Here is a 21,468-nt window from a genome sequence, read left to right on the forward strand (position 1 = left end):
CCAAATCAAAAGTTTCGGGAGAGTGAACATGGGCAAAATTATCGGTATCGACCTGGGGACTACCAACTCCTGCGTCTCCGTGCTGGAAAACGGCAAGGCCAAAGTTATTGAAAACGCTGAAGGCGCGCGCACCACGCCGTCGATCATCGCTTACGCCAACGATGGCGAAATCCTGGTGGGCCAGTCCGCCAAGCGTCAGGCAGTGACCAATCCGCACAACACCCTGTACGCGGTGAAGCGTCTGATCGGTCGTCGTTTCGACGAAGAAGTCGTACAGAAAGACATCCAGATGGTCCCGTACAAAATCGCCAAGGCTGACAACGGCGACGCGTGGGTTGAAGTGAACGGCCAGAAAATGTCGCCGCCACAAATCTCGGCTGAAATTCTGAAGAAAATGAAGAAGACCGCCGAAGACTACCTCGGCGAGCCAGTGACCGAAGCGGTGATCACCGTTCCGGCCTACTTCAACGACAGCCAGCGTCAAGCCACCAAAGACGCCGGCCGCATCGCAGGTCTGGACGTAAAACGTATCATCAACGAACCAACCGCAGCCGCTCTGGCTTACGGTATGGACAAGGCGAAGGGCGATCACACCGTGATCGTTTACGACTTGGGCGGCGGTACTTTCGACGTTTCCGTGATCGAAATCGCTGAAGTCGATGGTGAGCACCAGTTCGAAGTGTTGGCCACCAACGGCGACACCTTCCTGGGCGGTGAAGACTTTGACATTCGTCTGATCGACTACCTCGTTGACGAATTCAAGAAAGAAAGCGGCATGAACCTCAAGGGTGACCCGCTGGCCATGCAGCGCCTGAAAGAATCCGCTGAAAAAGCCAAGATCGAACTGTCCTCGAGCATGTCGACCGACGTGAACCTGCCGTACATCACTGCAGACGCCACCGGTCCTAAGCACTTGAACGTGAAAATCTCCCGCGCCAAGCTCGAAGCGCTGGTAGAAGACCTGGTTCAACGCACCATCGAACCTTGCCGCATCGCTCTGAAAGACTCTGGCATCGACATTGGCGCCATCAATGACGTGATCCTGGTCGGCGGCCAGACCCGTATGCCACTGGTTCAAAAGCTGGTGACCGAATTCTTCGGTAAAGAAGCACGTAAAGACGTGAACCCGGACGAAGCCGTTGCCATGGGTGCTGCTATCCAGGGCGCCGTATTGGCCGGCGACGTGAAAGACGTCCTGCTGCTCGACGTCAGCCCGCTGACCCTGGGTATCGAAACCATGGGTGGCGTGATGACTGCGCTGATCGAGAAAAACACCACGATTCCTACCAAGAAATCGCAAGTGTTCTCGACTGCCGACGACAACCAGGGCGCAGTGACCATTCACGTGCTGCAAGGCGAGCGCAAGCAAGCCGCACAGAACAAGTCCCTGGGCAAGTTCGACCTGGCCGAGATTCCACCAGCGCCACGTGGCGTGCCACAAATCGAAGTGACCTTCGACATCGACGCCAACGGCATCTTGCACGTCGGCGCGAAAGACAAGGCCACCGGCAAGACTCAGTCGATCGTGATCAAGGCCAACTCCGGTCTGTCCGAGGAAGAAATTCAGCAGATGGTTCGTGATGCTGAAGTGAACGCTGAAGAAGACCGCAAGTTCGAAGAGCTGGCCAGCGCCCGCAACCAGGGCGACGCCCTGGTTCACTCGACGCGCAAAATGGTCGCTGATGCCGGCGACAAAGTGAGCGCTGAAGAGAAGACTGCAATCGAAGCTGCACTCGTTGCCCTGGAAACCGCCATCAAAGGCGACGACAAGGCGGCGATCGACGCCAAGGTTGAAGAGCTGTCCAAGGTCTCCGCGCCAGTGGCTCAGAAAATGTACGCCGAACAGGCTCAGCCGGCTGAAGGCGCGGCACCGAAAGACGAAAAAGCTGAAAAAGCCGACGACGTCGTCGATGCCGAGTTCGAAGAAGTCAAAGACCACAAGTAAGTTGTTGGTCGCCCGGTTGACTGCCTTCAGGCGGTGACTGGTAGGATGTCGCCGCGCGGGAGCTTGCTCCCGCGTTGGCGTGTCTGGAGTTAGCGAATTTTTACAGCATGCGACAACCGCTCGGGTGCTGAGGGTATGGCCGGGAATGCTCCTGCTTTTCGAGCCGCAAGTACCGTATTGAATCAAAGACCAGGATCGTTGAATTGACGTGAGTTGGGTCCGGGCCTGTATTGGGGCTCAACGAGTTTGGCGAGGCTCAGGAGGGGTTTGCCGAACGTCCTTAAGAGTGCAAAGACTTATGGCAAAGCGTGACTATTACGAAGTATTGGGTGTTGAGCGCGGTTCAAGCGAAGCGGACCTGAAAAAGGCCTACCGTCGCCTGGCGATGAAGCACCACCCGGACCGTAATCCCGATGACAAAGCGTCGGAAGAGATGTTCAAGGAGGCCAACGAGGCCTACGAAGTACTGTCCGATTCCAGCAAGCGCGCGGCGTACGACCAGTACGGCCATGCCGGTGTCGATCCGAGCATGGGCGGCGGCGGTGCCGGGTTTGGCGGCCAGAACTTCTCCGACATCTTCGGTGATGTCTTCAGTGACTTCTTCGGTGGCGGTCGCGGCGGTTCCCGTGGCGGCGCTCAGCGCGGCAGCGACCTGCGCTACACCCTGGAGCTGAACCTGGAAGAAGCGGTACGCGGTACTACCGTGAATATCCGCGTTCCGACACTGGTCAACTGCAAGCCGTGCGACGGTTCGGGGGCCAAGAAAGGCTCTGCGCCTGTCACATGTCCGACCTGTGGCGGTATTGGCCAGGTCCGCATGCAGCAGGGCTTCTTCTCGGTGCAGCAGGCTTGCCCGCGCTGCCATGGCCAGGGCAAGATCATTTCCGATCCGTGCGATTCCTGCCAGGGCGAAGGCCGTGTCGAAGAGTACAAGACGCTCTCGGTGAAAGTGCCGGCCGGCGTCGATACCGGTGACCGCATTCGCCTGTCCGGCGAAGGCGAGGCGGGTGCGCAGGGTGGCCCGACCGGCGACCTCTACGTGGTGATCAATGTGCGCGAGCACGCCATCTTCCAGCGTGACGGCAAACACCTGTTCTGCGAAGTGCCGATCAGCTTTGTCGATGCGGCGCTGGGTGGCGAGCTGGAGATTCCGACCCTCGATGGTCGGGTCAAGCTGAAGATCCCCGAGGGCACCCAGACCGGCAAGCAGTTCCGTGTCCGCGGCAAAGGCGTCGCGCCAGTGCGTGGCGGCGGTGCCGGTGACCTGATGTGTCGCGTGGCGGTCGAAACCCCGGTCAACCTGGGGCGTCGCCAGCGCGAACTGCTGGAAGAATTCCGTCGCTCGCTGGCGGACGATAACAGTCATTCGCCGAAAACCACTGGTTGGTTCGAAGGCGTAAAGCGCTTCTTCGGCGATTTGTAAGGAGACAGGCATGCGACGTATTGCAGTGATGGGCGCCGCCGGGCGCATGGGCAAAACCCTGATCGAGGCGGTGCAGCACACGCCGGGTGCCGGTCTGACGGCGGCGGTGGATCGTCCGGACAGCACCCTGGTCGGTGCCGACGCCGGCGAGCTGGCGGCGCTCGGTCGGATCGGCGTGCCACTGTCCGGTGATCTGGATCGGGTGGTCGACGAGTTCGACGTGCTGATCGACTTCACGCACCCGACGGTGACCCTGAAGAACCTCGCGTTCTGTCGCAAGCACGGTAAGTCGATGATCATCGGCACCACTGGCTTCAGTGTTGAAGAGAAGCAATTGCTGGCCGAAGCGGGCAAGGATATTCCGATCGTCTTCGCGGCCAACTTCAGTGTCGGCGTCAACCTGTGCCTGAAGCTGCTCGACACCGCTGCCCGTGTGCTGGGTGATGACGTCGATATCGAAATCACCGAAGCCCACCATCGGCATAAAGTCGATGCGCCGTCGGGGACTGCCGTGCGCATGGGCGAAGTGATTGCCGATGCGTTGGGTCGCAACCTGAAGGACGTGGCGGTGTACGGTCGCGAAGGTCAGACCGGAGCCCGTGCTCGCGAAACCATCGGCTTCGCCACGGTGCGTGCCGGTGACATCGTCGGTGATCACACCGTGCTGTTCGCCGCCGACGGTGAGCGAGTCGAGATCACGCACAAGGCTTCCAGTCGCATGACCTTCGCCAAGGGCGCGGTACGTGCGGCTTTGTGGCTGGACGGGCGTGGGCCAGGCCTTTACGACATGCAAGACGTGCTCGATCTGCGTTAAGATGCGCCCGAAATCGGGTTCAAGCCAAGTGTTTGGGCCCGGTTTTATCCCGCCAAGCGACATCCTGTCGCATTCTCCGGCCTTTAGGGCTCATTGGCGGTAGACCAAAAATGCCTTTTTCTGTAAGCTACAGCTTTAGTGTGTCCACTAAAAGCGCGCAGAATTATTCGGTGAAAAAGCGGGGTGACGTGTCCATACGTCACTCCGCTTTTTTACAACCTGCGATCGCCCTTTCAGGCTTTATTTACGGGAGGTCTTCTTGACTAAGCCAGCCATACTCGCCCTTGCTGATGGCAGCATTTTTCGCGGCGAAGCCATTGGAGCCGACGGTCAAACCGTTGGTGAGGTGGTGTTCAACACCGCCATGACCGGCTATCAGGAAATCCTTACCGATCCTTCCTACGCCCAACAGATCGTTACCCTGACTTACCCGCACATCGGCAATACCGGCACCACGCCGGAAGACGCCGAGTCCGATCGCGTCTGGTCCGCTGGCCTGGTCATCCGTGACCTGCCGCTGGTTGCGAGCAACTGGCGTAACAAGCTGTCGCTGTCCGACTACCTGAAAGCCAACAATGTGGTGGCAATCGCCGGTATCGACACCCGCCGCCTGACGCGCATCCTGCGTGAGAAAGGCGCGCAGAACGGCTGCATCATGGCCGGTGACAACATTTCCGAAGAAGCGGCCATTGCCGCAGCGCAAGGCTTCCCTGGCCTGAAAGGCATGGACCTGGCGAAAGTCGTCAGCACCAAAGAGCAATACGAATGGCGCTCGACTGTCTGGGATCTGAAAACCGACAGCCACGCGACCATTGAAGCCTCCGAGCTGCCCTACCACGTGGTTGCCTACGACTACGGCGTCAAGCTGAACATCCTGCGCATGCTGGTCGCGCGCGGTTGCCGCGTGACCGTGGTGCCAGCGCAAACGCCAGCGGCTGACGCATTGGCGCTCAATCCCGATGGCGTGTTCCTGTCCAACGGCCCTGGCGATCCCGAGCCATGCGACTACGCGATCCAGGCGATCAAGGACGTGCTGGAAACCGATATCCCGGTCTTCGGTATCTGCCTCGGTCACCAGCTGCTGGCCCTGGCCTCCGGCGCCAAGACCCTGAAAATGGGGCACGGCCACCACGGCGCCAACCACCCGGTCCAGGACCTGGACAGCGGTGTAGTGATGATCACCAGTCAGAACCACGGTTTTGCGGTAGACGAGGCCACCCTGCCAGGCAATGTCCGCGCGATCCACAAATCGCTGTTCGACGGCACCCTGCAAGGCATCGAGCTTACCGGCAAGAGCGCCTTCAGCTTCCAGGGTCACCCTGAAGCCAGCCCTGGCCCGAACGACGTAGCGCCATTGTTCGATCGCTTCATCAACGAAATGGCCAAGCGACGCTGATCGCTCGCCTTGATGCGGCAAAGCTTGAGGGCGGTCCCGGCACCGGTGACCCCCTCGAGCCTTCACAGATTGAACAAGACGGCTTGCCGACTGACCTGCGGATTTGAGTGACAACCCATGCCAAAACGTACAGACATTAAAAGCATCCTGATTCTCGGCGCTGGCCCGATCGTGATCGGCCAGGCCTGCGAATTCGACTACTCCGGCGCCCAGGCCTGCAAAGCCCTGCGCGAGGAGGGTTACCGCGTCATCCTGGTGAACTCCAACCCGGCCACCATCATGACCGACCCGGACATGGCCGACGCCACCTACATCGAGCCGATCAAGTGGCAGACCGTTGCCAAGATCATCGAGAAAGAGCGTCCGGACGCGCTGCTGCCGACCATGGGCGGCCAGACCGCTCTGAACTGCGCCCTGGACCTGGAGCGCGAAGGCGTTCTGGAGAAGTTCGGCGTAGAGATGATCGGCGCCAACGCTGACACCATCGACAAGGCTGAAGACCGTTCGCGCTTCGACAAGGCGATGAAGTCCATCGGCCTGGATTGCCCGCGCTCCGGTATCGCCCATAGCATGGAAGAGGCCAACGCGGTCCTCGAAAAGCTCGGCTTCCCGTGCATCATTCGTCCGTCCTTCACCATGGGCGGCACCGGTGGCGGTATTGCTTACAACCGTGAAGAGTTCGAAGAGATCTGTGCCCGTGGTCTGGACCTGTCGCCGACCAAAGAGCTGCTGATCGACGAATCGCTGATCGGCTGGAAAGAGTACGAGATGGAGGTTGTCCGCGATAAGAAGGACAACTGCATCATCGTTTGCTCGATCGAAAACTTTGACCCGATGGGCGTGCACACCGGTGACTCGATCACCGTTGCTCCGGCACAGACCCTGACGGACAAGGAATACCAGATCATGCGTAACGCCTCGTTGGCGGTACTGCGTGAGATCGGCGTTGAAACCGGCGGCTCCAACGTTCAGTTTGGCATCTGCCCGGACACTGGCCGTATGGTCGTGATCGAGATGAACCCGCGTGTATCCCGCTCTTCGGCACTGGCTTCGAAAGCCACTGGTTTCCCGATTGCGCGTATCGCTGCCAAGCTGGCGATCGGCTACACCCTGGACGAGTTGCAGAACGAAATCACCGGCGGCGCTACTCCTGCGTCCTTCGAGCCGTCGATCGACTATGTCGTGACCAAGCTGCCACGCTTCGCTTTCGAGAAATTCCCGAAAGCCGACGCACGCCTGACCACGCAAATGAAGTCGGTCGGTGAAGTCATGGCCATCGGCCGGACTTTCCAGGAATCCCTGCAGAAAGCCCTGCGCGGCCTGGAAGTGGGCGTTTGCGGCCTGGACGAGAAGCTCGACCTGGGCAACCCGGAAAGCATGAGCATCCTCAAGCGCGAACTGACCGTGCCGGGTGCCGAGCGCATCTGGTACGTGGCTGACGCCTTCCGCGCCGGCCTGTCGGTCGAAGACATCTTCGGCATGAACATGATCGACCCGTGGTTCCTGGTGCAGATCGAAGATCTGATCAAGGAAGAAGAGAAGGTCAAGACCCTGGGCCTGTCCAGCATCGACCGCGACATGATGTTCAAGCTCAAGCGCAAGGGCTTCTCCGACATGCGTCTGGCCAAGCTGCTGGGCGTGACCGAGAAGAGCCTGCGTCGCCACCGCCACAAGCTCGAGGTATACCCGGTCTACAAGCGCGTTGACACCTGCGCGGCCGAGTTCGCCACCGATACCGCTTACATGTACTCGACTTACGAGGAAGAGTGCGAAGCCGCGCCGTCGGGCCGCGACAAGATCATGATCCTCGGCGGCGGTCCAAACCGTATCGGCCAGGGCATCGAGTTCGACTACTGCTGCGTACACGCGGCACTGGCCCTGCGCGAAGACGGTTACGAGACCATCATGGTCAACTGCAACCCGGAAACCGTTTCCACCGACTACGACACCTCCGATCGCCTGTACTTCGAACCAGTGACCCTGGAAGACGTGCTGGAAATCTGCCGCGTCGAGAAGCCAAAAGGCGTGATCGTCCAGTACGGCGGCCAAACCCCGCTGAAACTGGCCCGTGCCCTGGAAGAAGCCGGCGTGCCGATCATCGGCACCAGCCCTGACGCCATCGACCGTGCCGAAGACCGTGAGCGCTTCCAGCAGATGGTCGAGCGCCTGAACCTGCGTCAGCCGCCAAACGCCACCGTGCGCAGCGAAGACGAAGCGATCCGTGCGGCCAGCAAGATCGGTTACCCGCTGGTGGTGCGTCCGTCCTACGTACTGGGCGGCCGTGCGATGGAAATCGTCTACGAAGAAGAAGAACTCAAGCGCTACCTGCGCGATGCAGTGAAAGTGTCCAACGACAGCCCGGTGCTGCTGGACCACTTCCTCAACTGCGCCATCGAAATGGACGTGGATGCGGTCTGCGACGGCACCGACGTGGTGATCGGCGCGATCATGCAGCACATCGAGCAGGCCGGTGTTCACTCCGGTGACTCCGCGTGCTCCCTGCCGCCATACTCGCTGCCTGCGCACATCCAGGACGAGATGCGTGAACAGGTCAAGAAAATGGCCCTGGAACTGGGCGTGGTCGGCCTGATGAACGTTCAGTTGGCGCTGCAAGGCGAAGACATCTACGTCATCGAAGTCAACCCGCGCGCTTCCCGGACCGTACCGTTCGTGTCCAAGTGCATCGGTGTTTCCCTGGCAATGATCGCGGCTCGCGTGATGGCCGGTAAAACCCTGAAGGAAATCGGCTTCACCAAGGAAATCATCCCGAACTTCTACAGCGTGAAGGAGGCGGTGTTCCCATTCGCCAAGTTCCCTGGCGTGGACCCGATCCTGGGCCCGGAGATGAAGTCCACCGGTGAAGTGATGGGCGTCGGCGACACCTTCGGTGAAGCATTCGCCAAGGCTCAGATGGGCGCCAGCGAAGTGCTTCCGACCGGCGGTACCGCGTTCATCAGCGTACGTGACGACGACAAGCCACTGGTTGCAGGCGTGGCCCGTGATCTGATCAGCTTGGGTTTCGATGTGGTCGCCACTGCCGGTACTGCCAGGCTGATCGAAGCCGCAGGCCTGAAAGTGCGTCGTGTGAACAAGGTGACCGAAGGGCGTCCGCACGTGGTCGACATGATCAAGAACGACGAAGTCACCTTGATCATCAACACCACCGAAGGCCGTCAGTCGATCGCTGACTCGTACTCCATTCGTCGCAATGCCCTGCAGCACAAGATCTACTGCACCACGACTATTGCTGCTGGCGAAGCCATCTGCGAAGCGCTTAAGTTCGGTCCCGAGAAGACCGTGCGCCGCTTGCAGGATCTACACGCAGGATTGAAGGCATGATCAAATACCCAATGACCGTCCAGGGCGCCAAAGCCCTGGAAGAAGAACACGCCCACCTGACCAAGGTCGTCCGTCCGAAGCTCAGCCAGGACATCGGTACGGCCCGCGAGTTGGGTGACTTGAAGGAAAACGCCGAATACCACGCTGCCCGTGAGCAGCAGGGCATGGTCGAGGCGCGGATTCGTGACATCGAGGGCCGGATTCAGAACCAGGTCATCATCGATGTCACGTCCATTGCTCATACCGGCAAAGTGATTTTCGGCACCACCGTTGAAATCGCCAATGTCGAGACTGATGAACGCGTCACTTACCACATCGTGGGTGAGGATGAGGCTGACTTCAAGCTCGGCAAGATTTCGGTGGGCTCGCCATTGGCCCGCGCCTTGATCGCCAAGGAAGAGGGTGATGTGGTTGCCGTCAAAACGCCTGGTGGCGTTATCGAGTATGAGATTGTCGAAGTTCGTCACATCTGAAAGAAGGCGTCCGCTGCATGCGGGCGCCATGCTTTGGCAGCTGACCCAGATGTTATGGGTGGGCGGCCTGTGGCTGTTGCATATCGGTCTGCTGCCGGTGCTGGGTCATATCGGCCTGGCGCCGCTGCTGATCGACGAAATTGTGGGCATGCTGAATACGCTGATGGTGGGATTCGCCGCAGCGTGTGTGATTTTTCAGGCTTTGGTGCTGGTTCAGGCCAAGGGCCTTGCCAGTCTATGGCGCGATATTCGCGGGCAACTGCTGATGACGGCGCTGTATGCGTGTGCGATGTACTTCGCGGTACGCTTCGGCTGGCCGGATGCGGGGCGCTGGCAGGTGTTCAGCTATCTTGTCCTGGGGTTTTCCGGGTTGGTGCTGGTATTGCAGCCGGTGCCGGGATGGAGTGGCAGGGTGCGCGAAGCACACCCTTGACCCTTGTGATCACTTGAAGCGATGAACGTTCGACAGCTGCTTGTTGACGCTGAAGTTCTTGCGGTAAATCAGTGCCATCTTGCCGATGACCTGAACCAGATCCGCTTTGCCGACCTTGCACAGTTCCGCAATGGACGCCAGGCGCGATTCGCGATCGAGGATGTTGAGCTTGATCTTGATCAGCTCGTGATCCGCCAAAGCGCGTTCAAGTTCGGCTAACACACCTTCAGTCAAACCGTTGTCAGCCACAATCAAAACTGGTTTCAGATGGTGGCCAATGGATTTGTACTGTTTCTTCTGCTCTTGAGTGAGCGGCATAATCTGACCCTTTAGTCTGGATTCTGTAAAATGGCGGCCATTTTACCCGAGGGTTCGTGGATCCGCCCAATTAATCACGACCCTTATCATCGAGGTGCCCAATGGCGCGTTCCAAGACAAGCCTTGGTTGGCTGAAAAGACATGTCAATGATCCCTATGTGAAGCAGGCGCAGAAGGATGGTTACCGCTCGCGTGCGAGTTACAAGCTTCTGGAGGTCCAGGAGAAATACAAGCTGATCCGTCCGGGTATGAGCGTTGTCGACCTGGGTGCGGCGCCCGGCGGCTGGTCGCAGGTCACTAGTCGGCTGATCGGTGGTCAGGGGCGTCTGATCGCCTCGGACATCCTGGAAATGGACAGCATTCCGGACGTGACTTTCATCCAGGGTGACTTCACCCAGGACGAAGTGCTCGCTCAGATCCTTGAAGCCGTGGGTAATTCGCAGGTGGACCTTGTGATTTCCGATATGGCCCCCAATATGAGTGGTACGCCTGAGGTGGACATGCCAAAAGCCATGTTTCTATGTGAGCTGGCTCTTGATCTGGCGGCTCGGATACTCAAGCCGGGTGGTAATTTCGTGATCAAGGTGTTTCAGGGCGAAGGGTTTGATGCTTACGTGAAGGACGCTCGTCAGAAATTCGACAAGGTCCAGATGATCAAGCCGGACTCTTCCCGTGGCAGTTCCCGCGAGCAATACATGCTGGCTTGGGGCTACCGCGGCCGTAGTGAGTAAATCGAGGTTTTTTTGCGGGTCGATAGGATTTTCGTATTTCGCCCCGTGAGCATTAGCGAATATTGTGTAGAAAGTGCTTCACAAAGGGTTACAGACGGCGCCTGCCAGAGTCGTAGGTAATGTAGTAAGTTAGGCCGGTGAATATCATGCGAAGCGCGCGCCACCAGCGGCGCTTGCTTCAGAGGGTAGTTAATTGAACGATATGGCAAAGAATCTGATCCTGTGGTTGATCATCGCGGCAGTCCTGGTGACGGTGATGAACAACTTCTCCAGCCCTAACGAGCCGCAGACCCTCAACTATTCCGACTTCATCCAGCAGGTCAAGGATGGCAAGGTCGAGCGCGTAGCCGTCGATGGCTATGTGATTACCGGCAAGCGCAACGATGGTGACAGCTTCAAGACCATCCGTCCGGCAATCCAGGATAACGGTCTGATCGGCGACCTCGTGGACAACCACGTCGTGGTCGAAGGCAAACAGCCTGAACAGCAAAGCATCTGGACTCAACTCCTGGTCGCAAGCTTCCCGATCCTGGTGATCATCGCCGTGTTCATGTTCTTCATGCGGCAGATGCAGGGCGGTGCAGGTGGCAAGGGTGGGCCGATGAGCTTCGGCAAGAGCAAGGCGCGCCTGCTCTCCGAAGACCAGGTGAAAACCACCCTGGGTGACGTTGCCGGTTGCGACGAAGCCAAGGAAGAAGTCGGCGAACTTGTCGAGTTCCTGCGTGATCCGGGCAAGTTCCAGCGCCTGGGCGGTCGCATTCCCCGCGGCGTGCTGATGGTCGGTCCTCCGGGTACCGGTAAAACCTTGCTCGCCAAGGCGATTGCCGGCGAAGCCAAAGTGCCGTTCTTCACCATTTCCGGTTCCGATTTCGTCGAAATGTTCGTCGGTGTCGGTGCCAGCCGTGTTCGCGACATGTTCGAGCAGGCCAAGAAGCACGCGCCATGCATCATCTTCATCGATGAAATCGACGCCGTCGGTCGCCATCGTGGCGCCGGCATGGGTGGCGGTCACGACGAGCGCGAACAGACACTCAACCAGTTGCTGGTCGAGATGGATGGCTTCGAAATGAACGACGGCATCATCGTCATTGCCGCCACCAACCGTCCGGACGTACTGGACCCGGCGCTGCTGCGTCCGGGCCGTTTCGACCGTCAGGTGGTGGTCGGTCTGCCGGATATCCGTGGCCGTGAGCAGATTCTCAAGGTCCACATGCGCAAAGTGCCAATGGGTGACGACGTCGCTCCGGCCGTGATCGCGCGGGGTACCCCTGGTTTCTCCGGTGCGGACCTGGCGAACCTGGTGAACGAGGCGTCGCTGTTCGCCGCCCGTGCCGGCAAGCGCATCGTTGAGATGAAAGAGTTCGAACTGGCCAAAGACAAGATCATGATGGGTGCCGAGCGCAAATCCATGGTCATGTCCGAGAAAGAGAAGCAGAACACTGCTTATCACGAAGCCGGCCACGCCATCGTCGGTCGCGTCGTGCCCGAGCATGATCCGGTCTACAAGGTGTCGATCATCCCGCGTGGTCGTGCGTTGGGTGTGACCATGTTCCTGCCGGAAGAAGATCGTTACAGCCTGTCCAAGCGGGCGTTGATCAGCCAGATCTGCTCGCTGTACGGCGGCCGTATCGCTGAAGAAATGACCCTTGGCTTCGATGGTGTCACCACCGGTGCGTCCAACGACATCATGCGTGCCAGCCAGATTGCACGGAACATGGTGACCAAGTGGGGCCTGTCGGAAAAGCTCGGCCCGCTGATGTACGCCGAAGAAGAGGGTGAAGTGTTCCTCGGTCGCGGTGGCGGCGGTCAAGGCACAAGCTTCTCGGGCGAGACGGCGAAGCTGATCGACTCCGAGGTGCGCAGCATCATCGACCAGTGCTACGGCACCGCGAAGCAGATCCTCACGGATAACCGTGACAAGCTCGACGCCATGGCCGATGCCTTGATGAAGTACGAAACGATCGATGCCGATCAGATCGATGACATCATGGCCGGTCGTACGCCTCGCGAACCTCGCGACTGGTCGGGTGGCACCGGTACTTCCGGAACACCTCCGGTGGTGCAGGGCGAGCGTCCGGAAACACCTATCGGCGGTCCTGCTGCTGACGTTTAAGGTTTGAAATGACTTCTGTTCAGTCCTCGACCCGGTTGCCTTGCGGCAACCGGGTTCTTGATTTGGCCCAGACGCATGTCATGGGTATTCTCAATGTCACTCCCGATTCCTTTTCCGATGGTGGCCAATACAGCCAGCTCGATGCGGCCTTTCGCCACGCCGAAGCCATGGTGGCGGCCGGCGCGACGCTGATCGATGTCGGTGGCGAATCGACCCGGCCGGGTGCCAGGGCGGTTTCACCGCTGGAGGAGCTCGAGCGTGTAGCACCCATCGTCGAGCGAATTCATCGCGAACTGGATGTCATTATCTCGGTTGATACCTCTACCCCGTCGGTCATGCGCGAAACCGCCCGGCTTGGGGCGGGGTTGATCAATGACGTGCGTTCGTTGCAGCGCGATGGCGCGCTGGATGCGGCCGCGGCCACCGGCTTGCCGGTCTGTCTGATGCATATGCTCGGTGAGCCGGGCGACATGCAGGACAATCCGCAGTACCAGGACGTGACCCGGGAAGTGGGTGAGTTTCTTGCCGGGCGTATGGCTCAATGTGCATCGGCGGGGATTCCCGCCGAGCGGATCATTCTTGATCCGGGCTTCGGCTTCGCCAAAACCTTGCAACACAATCTAAGCTTGTTCAAGCATATGGAAGTCTTGCACGGCTTGGGGCGACCCCTGCTGGTCGGAGTTTCGCGAAAGAGCATGATAGGTCATGCCTTGAATCGCCCGGTCGGAGAGCGCCTGTATGGCGGTCTGGCGCTCGCGGCGCTGGCCTCATTCAAGGGAGCGCGTATATTGCGCGTCCATGATGTGGCCGAAACAGTCGATGTCGTGCGGATGATCGCCGCAGTGGAATCAGCCGAATAAGAAGGATGGAGCGCTTATGACTAAGAAATACTTTGGCACCGACGGCATTCGTGGTCGCGTCGGCGAATACCCGATTACCCCTGATTTCATGCTCAAGCTCGGTTGGGCTGCGGGTATGGCGTTCCGGAAAATGGGCGCCTGCAAGGTGCTGGTGGGCAAGGACACCCGGATCTCTGGCTACATGTTCGAATCGGCGCTCGAGGCCGGGCTGACGTCGGCGGGTGCCGATGTCATGCTCCTGGGCCCGATGCCGACGCCGGCCATCGCCTACCTGACGCGCACTTTCCATGCCGAAGCAGGCATCGTGATCAGCGCCTCGCACAATCCCCACGACGACAACGGCATCAAGTTTTTCTCCGGAAAGGGCACCAAGCTGCCGGATGAAGTCGAACATATGATCGAAGAGTTGCTCGACACTCCGATGACCGTGGTCGAGTCGAGCAAGATCGGCAAGGTCTCGCGCATCAACGATGCTTCGGGTCGCTACATCGAATTCTGCAAGAGCAGCGTCCCGACCGGCACCAGCTTCGCCGGCCTGAAGATCGTGCTCGACTGCGCTCACGGTGCGACCTACAAGGTGGCGCCTAGTGTGTTTCGTGAGTTGGGCGCCGAAGTCGTTGTGCTTTCTGCCCATCCCAACGGCCTGAACATCAATGAAAATTGCGGTTCGACCCACATGGAGCCGCTGCAGGCTGCCGTATTGGCCGAGAATGCCGATTTGGGCATCGCTTTCGATGGCGATGGCGACCGGGTGCAGATGGTCGATCACACCGGTGCTGTCGTCGACGGTGACGAATTGCTGTTTATCATTGCTCGCGATCTGCAGGAGCGTGGCAAATTGCAGGGCGGTGTGGTCGGTACGCTGATGAGTAACCTGGGGCTGGAGCTGGCCCTGGCGGACCTGGGCATACCCTTTGTGCGGGCCAACGTCGGCGACCGTTACGTCATCGCCGAGTTGCAGGAGCGCGATTGGCTGGTGGGTGGTGAAAACTCGGGGCACATTGTCTGCTTCAGTCACACTACCACCGGTGACGCGATCATTGCCGCCTTGCAGGTGCTGATGGCGCTGAAGAGACGCTCCGAAGGGCTGGCGCAATCGCGTCAGCCATTGCGCAAGTGCCCTCAGGTGCTGATCAATGTGCGTTTCGGCGGTGGTGCAAGCCCCCTGGATCATCCGGAGGTCAAAGAGGCCAGTGAGCGCGTTACCCAGGCCATGGCTGGTCGCGGGCGTGTGCTGTTGCGCAAGTCCGGGACGGAGCCGTTGGTGCGGGTAATGGTCGAAGGCGAAGACGAAACACAGGTTCGCGGCTATGCCGAAGAGCTGGCAAACCTGGTTACTGAAGTTTCTGCCTGAATTCGGCTTGCCAGCCATGATTGTGTTGGGTAACATCTGCGCCCACTTTGACCGACGAGGTACAGCATGCGTCGCCCTATGGTAGCTGGTAACTGGAAGATGCACGGTACCCGCACCAGCGTCGCTGAGCTGATTGACGGCCTTCGTCGTCTGGACTTGCCGAGCGATGTTGACGTTGCGGTATTCCCGTCTTGCCTGCATATCAATCAAGTGATTGATGGCTTGCAAGACCAGTCGATTTCGATCGGCGCGCAGAATTCTGCGGTGGAATCCATGCAAGGCGCATTGACTGGTGAAGTTGCACCGAGTCAGTTGGTGGATGCAGGTTGTTCCCTGGTGCTTGTCGGGCACTCCGAACGCCGCCAGATAATGGGCGAGCAGGACGGTATGCTGATTCGCAAGTTCGCAGCGGCACAGGCATGTGGCTTGATTCCGGTGTTGTGCATAGGGGAAACCCTTGAGCAGCGCGAAGCCGGAAAAACTCTTGAGGTTGTCGGGCGTCAGCTGGGCAGTATCATTGAGGAGCTGGGTGTTGGTGTCTTTGCCAAGGCAGTCATAGCTTACGAGCCGGTCTGGGCCATTGGCACCGGGCTGACTGCTTCGCCGCAACAGGCGCAGGATGTGCACGCAGCCATTCGCGCCCAGTTGGCGGCAGAGAATTCTGAAATCGCACAAGGTGTGCGGCTTCTATACGGCGGCAGCGTGAAGGCGGCCAATGCGGTCGAACTGTTCGGCATGCCGGATATCGATGGGGGGCTCATTGGTGGAGCTTCCCTGAATGCAGATGAGTTCGGTGCGATTTGTCGCGCCGCGGGAAACTGAAAAAATGCTGGAAACAGTCGTAGTCGTTTTTCATCTGCTGGGTGCATTGGGCGTAGTTGCTCTGGTTTTGCTGCAGCAGGGTAAAGGTGCGGATGCTGGTGCGTCTTTCGGAGCAGGTGCTTCAAATACTGTGTTCGGAAGCCAAGGTTCCTCTACCTTTCTTAGTAAGTTTACTGCTATACTTGCCGCAGGTTTTTTCATAACCAGCTTAGGGTTAGGTTACTTTGCTAAAGAGAAAGCTCACCAGCTGACTCAAGTAGGTTTGCCAAACCCGGCAGTGTTGGAAGTTCCAAAGCAACAACCGGCTTCTGATGATGTTCCGGTGCTTCAAGAGCAAAAGTCGGCTACTCCAGCGACTGACGTGCCTCCAGCTCAAGAGCAAAAGTAAGAAGGGTTTCAAACGCAGTATTGCCGAGGTGGTGGAATTGGTAGACACGCAACCTTGAGGTGGTTGTGCCCATAGGGTGTAGGGGTTCGAGTCCCCTTCTCGGTACCAATTATCAGGAGAGCCCGCTGTTGCGGGCTTTCTTGTAGGTGGAAGGTTAGATTGACCCTGTCAGGGATCGGTCGTATACTTCCGCCCCAGCTTTGTCGCGGGGTGGAGCAGTCTGGTAGCTCGTCGGGCTCATAACCCGAAGGTCGTCGGTTCAAATCCGGCCCCCGCAACCAGTTTCAGGAGCCCCTTTTAAGGGGCTTTTTGTTAGCTGGACACTTTCTGCGCCGCTGTTCGACGGCGTTTCAAGGATGGGCGTTTCGCCCATTTTTTTATTTTGCATAGCATGCACATACATGCACGAGGGGGTTCAGGTGTCGAGCAAGCTAGAAGAGTTGCAGGCCTTGTTGGCCCCGGTGGTCGTGGCCCTGGGCTATGAATGCTGGGGTATCGAGTTTTCGGCTCAAGGTCGTCACTCAATGTTGCGCGTTTATATTGATAAAGAAGGCGGCGTGCTGGTCGACGATTGCGCCATCGTCAGCCGTCAGATCAGCGGTGTCCTGGATGTTGAAGATCCGATCGCCGTTGAATACACCCTTGAAGTTTCCTCGCCTGGCATGGAACGCCCACTGTTCACTATTGAGCAGTTTGCAAAATTTGCCGGTGAACAAGTGAAGATCAAGCTGCGCTCGCCTTTCGAAGGGCGACGCAACTTTCAGGGCCTTCTGCGCGGTGTAGAAGAGCAGGACGTCGTGGTGCAGGTTGAAGACCATGAGTTCCTGTTGCCGATCGATATGATCGACAAGGCCAACATTATTCCCAGTTTTGACTGAGACGCGGATCCCGCGGATCCAATGGCTTGCGAAAGGCGAGGCGTACGATGAGCAAAGAAGTACTGCTGGTTGTTGAGTCGGTATCCAATGAAAAGGGCGTACCGGCAACCGTAATTTTTGAAGCGCTGGAGCTGGCCCTGGCCACTGCTACCAAAAAACGTTTCGAGGACGAAGTCGATCTGCGTGTGGAAATCAATCGCCACACCGGTGCTTACGAGACCTTCCGTCGCTGGACGGTCGTCGAAGAAGCAGACCTGGACGATCCGGCCATCGAAACCTGGCCGAGCAAGGTTGCAGAAACGCATCCTGGAGCTCAGGTCGGTGACGTGGTCGAAGAAAAGATCGAGTCCATCGAATTCGGCCGCATTGCTGCACAGACTGCCAAGCAAGTCATCGTGCAGAAAGTTCGCGAAGCCGAGCGTGCTCAAGTCGTCGATGCCTATCGCGAGCGCCTGGGAGAGATCATTTCCGGCACCGTGAAAAAAGTGACCCGCGACAACGTGATCGTCGACCTGGGCAACAACGCTGAAGCGTTGCTGGCGCGCGAAGACATCATTTCTCGCGAAACCTTCCGGGTTGGCGTGCGCCTGCGTGCGCTGCTCAAGGAAATCCGCACCGAGAACCGCGGCCCGCAGCTGATCCTGTCGCGTACCGCGCCGGAAATGCTGATCGAGTTGTTCCGCATCGAAGTGCCGGAAATCGCTGAAGGCCTGATCGAAGTCATGGCTGCGTCCCGCGACCCGGGTTCGCGTGCCAAGATCGCGGTCCGCTCCAAGGACAAACGCATCGACCCGCAAGGCGCTTGCATCGGCATGCGCGGTTCGCGCGTCCAGGCAGTGTCGGGAGAGTTGGGCGGTGAGCGCGTGGACATCGTCCTGTGGGACGACAACCCGGCTCAGTTCGTGATCAATGCAATGTCGCCGGCTGAAGTGGCGGCTATTATCGTTGACGAAGATGCCCATGCCATGGACATCGCCGTTGGCGCAGACAATCTGGCTCAGGCCATCGGTCGCGGAGGTCAGAACGTGCGTCTGGCCAGCCAGTTGACTGGCTGGACCCTGAACGTGATGACCGAATCGGACATCCAGGCTAAGCAGCAAGCAGAAACCGGCGACATCCTGCGCAACTTCATCGACGAGCTGGAAGTCGACGAAGACCTGGCACAGGTGCTGGTTGATGAAGGCTTTACCAGCCTGGAAGAGATTGCCTACGTACCGTTGGAAGAAATGCTCAACATCGACGGCTTTGACGAAGATACCGTCAACGAGCTTCGCGCTCGTGCCAAGGATCGCTTGTTGACCAAAGCCATCGCTACTGAGGAAAAGCTGGCAGACGCCCATCCGGCCGAAGACCTGCTCTCGCTTGAGGGTATGGACAAGGATTTGGCGATGGAACTGGCGGTGCGCGGCGTAATTACCCGCGAAGACCTGGCCGAGCAGTCTATTGACGACCTGCTCGACATCGACGGCATTGACGATGATCGTGCCGGCAAGTTGATCATGGCCGCCCGAGCCCACTGGTTCGAGTAATTAGGCGCGGCCTGAGGAGAGAAATGCATGACGCAAGTCACGGTGAAACAACTGGCCGATGAGGTCAAAACACCGGTAGAGCGCCTGTTGCAGCAGATGCGTGAGGCAGGTCTGCCGCACACCGCCGCCGAAGAACATGTGACTGACAGTGAGAAGCAATCTTTGCTGACTCACTTGAAAAGCAGCCACAAGGCGAAAGTGGAAGAACCACGCAAGATCACGCTGCAGCGTAAAACCACCAGCACCCTGCGGGTCGCTGGCAGCAAAAGCATCAGCGTTGAAGTACGCAAGAAGAAAGTCTTCGTACAGCGCAGCCCGGAAGAAATCGAAGCCGAGCGCAAACGCGAACAGGAAGAACGTCGCGCAGTAGAAAATGCTGCACGCCAGAAGGCTGAAGAAGAAGCCAAGCGTCGCGCCGAAGAAGAAGCGCGTCGCCAGCCTGCTGCTGCGCAACCTGCGACCAACAACGCTGTCGCAGCTCCTGCTGCAGTGGCCGAACCCGTACGCGAAAGCGCGCCGGTTGTGGCGGCTGCACCAGCACCGTCTGCAGACGTTCGCAACAAGCAGAACGAACAGCGCCGTCCGGACAAACCACGCGCCGACGATAGCAATCGTCGTGGCAGTGGCGATGGCGAGCGCAAAAACGCTCCGCATCGTGCTTCGGTCAAGGAAAAAGCGCCTGCTCCACGCGTTGCCCCACGTACTACCGACGAAGAAAGCGATGGCTTCCGTCGTGGTGGTCGCGGCAAGGCCAAGCTGAAGAAACGCAACGCTCACGGTTTCCAGAGCCCGACCGGCCCTGTAGTGCGCGAAGTGAAGATCGGCGAGACCATCACTGTTGGCGATCTCGCCCAGCAGATGTCGGTCAAGGCTGCTGAAATCATCAAGTTCATGTTCAAACTGGGTACTCCAGCGACCATCAACCAGGTACTGGATCAGGAAACTGCCCAGCTCGTGGCTGAGGAACTGGGCCACAAAGTGACCCTGGTCAGCGACACCGCCCTGGAAGATTCCCTGGCCGAGTCCCTGAAGTTTGAAGGTGAAGCGTTCTCCCGTGCACCGGTCGTGACCGTAATGGGCCACGTTGACCACGGTAAGACCTCGCTGCTCGACTACATCCGTCGTGCCAAGGTAGCTGCTGGCGAAGCCGGTGGTATCACCCAGCACATCGGTGCGTACCACGTTGAAACCGAACGCGGCATGGTCACCTTCCTCGACACCCCTGGTCACGCCGCGTTTACCGCCATGCGTGCCCGTGGTGCCAAGGCGACCGACATCGTGATCCTGGTGGTTGCAGCGGACGACGGCGTCATGCCGCAGACCGTTGAAGCCGTTCAGCACGCCAAGGCTGCCGGTGTTCCGCTGGTTGTAGCTGTGAACAAAATCGACAAGCCGGGCGCCGATCTCGATCGCATCCGTAGCGAACTGTCGGTTCACGGCGTGACCTCGGAAGAGTGGGGCGGCGACACCCCGTTCGTCTCGGTGTCGGCGAAAGTCGGTACTGGCGTGGACGAGTTGCTCGAAGCTGTCCTGCTGCAAGCTGAAGTTCTCGAACTGAAAGCGACGCCTTCGGCCCCAGGTCGTGGTGTTGTGGTTGAATCGCGTCTCGACAAAGGTCGTGGCCCGGTTGCAACCGTTCTGGTTCAAGACGGTACCCTGCGCCAAGGCGACATGGTGCTGGTCGGTTCGAACTATGGCCGTGTACGTGCCATGCTCGACGAGAACGGCAAGCCAATCAAGGAAGCCGGTCCTTCCATCCCTGTCGAGATTCTCGGCCTGGACGGTACCCCGGACGCTGGCGACGAGATGAGCGTAGTGGCTGACGAGAAGAAAGCCCGTGAAGTGGCTCTGTTCCGTCAAGGCAAGTTCCGCGAAGTCAAACTGGCCCGTGCTCACGCCGGCAAGCTTGAAAACATCTTCGAGAACATGGGTCAGGAAGAGAAGAAGACGCTCAACATCGTCCTCAAATCCGACGTCCGTGGTTCGCTGGAAGCGTTGAACGGTGCCTTGAACGGCCTGGGTAACGACGAAGTGCAAGTGCGCGTGGTCGGTGGCGGTGTCGGTGGTATCACCGAATCCGACGCCAACCTGGCACTGGCCTCCAACGCTGTACTGTTTGGCTTCAACGTGCGTGCCGATGCCGGCGCTCGCAAGATCGTCGAGCAGGAAGGTCTGGATATGCGTTACTACAACGTGATCTACGACATCATCGAAGACGTCAAGAAAGCCCTCACCGGTATGCTGGGCAGCGATGTTCGCGAGAACATCCTGGGTACCGCTGAAGTGCGTGACGTGTTCCGTTCGCCGAAGTTTGGCGCGATCGCCGGTTGCATGGTTATCGAAGGTGTCGTTCACCGTAACCGTCCAATCCGTGTACTGCGTGAAGACATCGTTATCTTCGAAGGCGAGCTGGAATCCCTGCGCCGCTTCAAGGATGACGCTTCCGAAGTACGTGCCGGCATGGAATGCGGTATCGGCGTCAAGAGCTACAACGACGTCAAAGCTGGCGACAAGATCGAAGTCTACGAGAAGGTTCAGGTTGCTCGCAGCCTCTGACTCGCGCACTTCAAGGGCCACGGTGAGCCGCCGCATGCAGATGCGCGGCACAGCGTCAGGACTCTAAACGCAACGCCCGGTCTGGCTTTTGTCAGG

At 58.8% G+C, this 21,468-nt stretch carries 17 protein-coding genes and 2 tRNA genes; 18 read left to right on the plus strand and 1 reads right to left on the minus strand.

The window, feature by feature from the left end:
* Nucleotides 1-28: 28 nt before the first annotated feature.
* The 7 genes from dnaK (at nucleotide 29) to F8N80_RS21920 (ending at nucleotide 9,823) form a co-directional block, all read left to right on the plus strand.
* Nucleotides 29-1,945, plus strand: coding sequence for a molecular chaperone DnaK (gene dnaK / locus F8N80_RS21890; RefSeq protein WP_150745445.1), 1,917 nt, complete (start codon nucleotides 29-31; stop codon nucleotides 1,943-1,945).
* Between the two features lie 298 nt (nucleotides 1,946-2,243).
* Complete coding sequence (gene dnaJ, locus F8N80_RS21895) at nucleotides 2,244-3,368, plus strand: molecular chaperone DnaJ (protein ID WP_150745446.1); 1,125 nt, start codon at nucleotides 2,244-2,246, stop codon at nucleotides 3,366-3,368.
* 10 nt (nucleotides 3,369-3,378) lie between these two features.
* The gene (gene dapB, locus F8N80_RS21900; protein ID WP_150784690.1) at nucleotides 3,379-4,182 is read left to right on the plus strand and encodes a 4-hydroxy-tetrahydrodipicolinate reductase; all 804 of its coding nucleotides are present in this window, start codon (nucleotides 3,379-3,381) and stop codon (nucleotides 4,180-4,182) included.
* Between the two features lie 259 nt (nucleotides 4,183-4,441).
* Nucleotides 4,442-5,578, plus strand: coding sequence for a glutamine-hydrolyzing carbamoyl-phosphate synthase small subunit (carA, locus tag F8N80_RS21905; RefSeq protein ID WP_150745448.1), 1,137 nt, complete (start codon nucleotides 4,442-4,444; stop codon nucleotides 5,576-5,578).
* A gap of 117 nt (nucleotides 5,579-5,695) precedes the next feature.
* A complete protein-coding gene (gene carB, locus F8N80_RS21910; RefSeq protein WP_150745449.1) occupies nucleotides 5,696-8,917 on the plus strand; it encodes a carbamoyl-phosphate synthase large subunit in 3,222 nt (1,073 codons plus the stop codon).
* Nucleotides 8,914-9,390 (plus strand): transcription elongation factor GreA, encoded by a 477-nt coding sequence (gene greA, locus F8N80_RS21915; RefSeq protein ID WP_150745450.1) that lies wholly within the window; start codon nucleotides 8,914-8,916, stop codon nucleotides 9,388-9,390. The genes carB and greA overlap by 4 nt, the downstream gene beginning before the upstream one ends.
* A 28-nt stretch (nucleotides 9,391-9,418) precedes the next feature.
* Nucleotides 9,419-9,823: an MFS transporter gene (locus F8N80_RS21920; protein ID WP_150745499.1), complete on the plus strand. Its 405-nt coding sequence runs from the start codon at nucleotides 9,419-9,421 to the stop codon at nucleotides 9,821-9,823.
* 9 nt (nucleotides 9,824-9,832) lie between these two features.
* Here F8N80_RS21920 and F8N80_RS21925 read toward each other — a convergent pair whose 3' ends face one another.
* On the minus strand, nucleotides 9,833-10,141 hold the full coding sequence (locus tag F8N80_RS21925) for a YhbY family RNA-binding protein (RefSeq protein ID WP_007942889.1): 309 nt from the start codon (nucleotides 10,139-10,141) through the stop codon (nucleotides 9,833-9,835).
* Nucleotides 10,142-10,242: 101 nt separating this feature from the next.
* Between F8N80_RS21925 and rlmE the strand changes: the two genes are divergently transcribed.
* The 11 genes from rlmE (at nucleotide 10,243) to infB (ending at nucleotide 21,372) form a co-directional block, all read left to right on the plus strand.
* Nucleotides 10,243-10,872 carry a 23S rRNA (uridine(2552)-2'-O)-methyltransferase RlmE gene (gene rlmE / locus F8N80_RS21930; RefSeq protein ID WP_007900501.1) on the plus strand — a complete coding sequence of 210 codons (630 nt, stop codon included), beginning with the start codon at nucleotides 10,243-10,245 and terminating at the stop codon, nucleotides 10,870-10,872.
* A 202-nt stretch (nucleotides 10,873-11,074) separates the two neighbouring features.
* Nucleotides 11,075-12,985 carry an ATP-dependent zinc metalloprotease FtsH gene (gene ftsH / locus F8N80_RS21935; protein WP_150766389.1) on the plus strand — a complete coding sequence of 637 codons (1,911 nt, stop codon included), beginning with the start codon at nucleotides 11,075-11,077 and terminating at the stop codon, nucleotides 12,983-12,985.
* Between the two features lie 8 nt (nucleotides 12,986-12,993).
* Complete coding sequence (gene folP / locus F8N80_RS21940) at nucleotides 12,994-13,845, plus strand: dihydropteroate synthase (RefSeq protein WP_150784691.1); 852 nt, start codon at nucleotides 12,994-12,996, stop codon at nucleotides 13,843-13,845.
* A gap of 16 nt (nucleotides 13,846-13,861) precedes the next feature.
* Complete coding sequence (glmM, locus tag F8N80_RS21945; protein WP_150745453.1) at nucleotides 13,862-15,199, plus strand: phosphoglucosamine mutase; 1,338 nt, start codon at nucleotides 13,862-13,864, stop codon at nucleotides 15,197-15,199.
* A 66-nt stretch (nucleotides 15,200-15,265) separates the two neighbouring features.
* Nucleotides 15,266-16,021, plus strand: a complete 756-nt coding sequence (tpiA, locus tag F8N80_RS21950) for a triose-phosphate isomerase (RefSeq protein ID WP_150784692.1) — start codon at nucleotides 15,266-15,268, stop codon at nucleotides 16,019-16,021.
* 4 nt (nucleotides 16,022-16,025) lie between these two features.
* Nucleotides 16,026-16,409 carry a preprotein translocase subunit SecG gene (secG, locus tag F8N80_RS21955; RefSeq protein ID WP_017336473.1) on the plus strand — a complete coding sequence of 128 codons (384 nt, stop codon included), beginning with the start codon at nucleotides 16,026-16,028 and terminating at the stop codon, nucleotides 16,407-16,409.
* Nucleotides 16,410-16,431: 22 nt separating this feature from the next.
* Nucleotides 16,432-16,517, plus strand: a tRNA-Leu gene (locus F8N80_RS21960).
* 96 nt (nucleotides 16,518-16,613) lie between these two features.
* Nucleotides 16,614-16,690 (plus strand) — tRNA-Met (locus F8N80_RS21965).
* Nucleotides 16,691-16,828: 138 nt separating this feature from the next.
* Entirely contained in the window at nucleotides 16,829-17,287 is a 459-nt protein-coding gene (gene rimP / locus F8N80_RS21970) for a ribosome maturation factor RimP (protein ID WP_010463487.1), read from the plus strand.
* A gap of 47 nt (nucleotides 17,288-17,334) precedes the next feature.
* Complete coding sequence (gene nusA / locus F8N80_RS21975; protein WP_150745455.1) at nucleotides 17,335-18,816, plus strand: transcription termination factor NusA; 1,482 nt, start codon at nucleotides 17,335-17,337, stop codon at nucleotides 18,814-18,816.
* Between the two features lie 27 nt (nucleotides 18,817-18,843).
* The gene (gene infB, locus F8N80_RS21980; protein ID WP_150745456.1) at nucleotides 18,844-21,372 is read left to right on the plus strand and encodes a translation initiation factor IF-2; all 2,529 of its coding nucleotides are present in this window, start codon (nucleotides 18,844-18,846) and stop codon (nucleotides 21,370-21,372) included.
* The last annotated feature ends 96 nt before the right edge of the window (nucleotides 21,373-21,468 follow it).

Origin of the sequence: Pseudomonas fluorescens (assembly GCF_902497995.1) — a bacterium.
Lineage (GTDB): Bacteria > Pseudomonadota > Gammaproteobacteria > Pseudomonadales > Pseudomonadaceae > Aquipseudomonas > Aquipseudomonas fluorescens_BK.